The sequence below is a fragment of the Bartonella sp. AA81SXKL genome, from assembly GCF_042196945.1.
In the GTDB taxonomy this organism is placed as follows: Bacteria; Pseudomonadota; Alphaproteobacteria; order Rhizobiales; family Rhizobiaceae; genus Bartonella.
Window position 1 is genome coordinate 1 of sequence record NZ_JBHIRH010000384.1, and the last position, 305, is coordinate 305.

1 pseudogene is annotated in these 305 nt (G+C 40.7%); it reads left to right on the forward strand.

Going from position 1 to position 305, the window contains the following annotated elements:
* A pseudogene (locus tag ACFINZ_RS11825) lies at positions 1 to 116 on the forward strand (XRE family transcriptional regulator); the annotation flags it as partial.
* Positions 117 to 305 lie beyond the last annotated feature (189 nt).

Below are 305 nucleotides of genomic sequence, written 5' to 3' on the forward strand. Positions count from 1 at the left end.
AGGGAGCTAGTCCTGAAGATAAAGAATTCCTCGATCTCATTTCAAAGCTCTCTCCTCAGGAGAGGCAAGCGATTTTGACTCTTTTGCGGCGGCCATCCGATGAAGCATCAGAATAAGTTCTTTCTGTGTTTTTAAATCAAGAGTGCGCCAGTACTTTATCAGTTCTAAATCACTCATTTTAGCTCTCCTGTCTGTTTGTGGTTGTGGTGGGTAAGAACAAATAGAGAACAATACAAGGACAGCGGGCAAAAAAAGAGAACAAATTTCTGTTCATATATGTCCTTTGAATGTCGCAAAGACGAAAA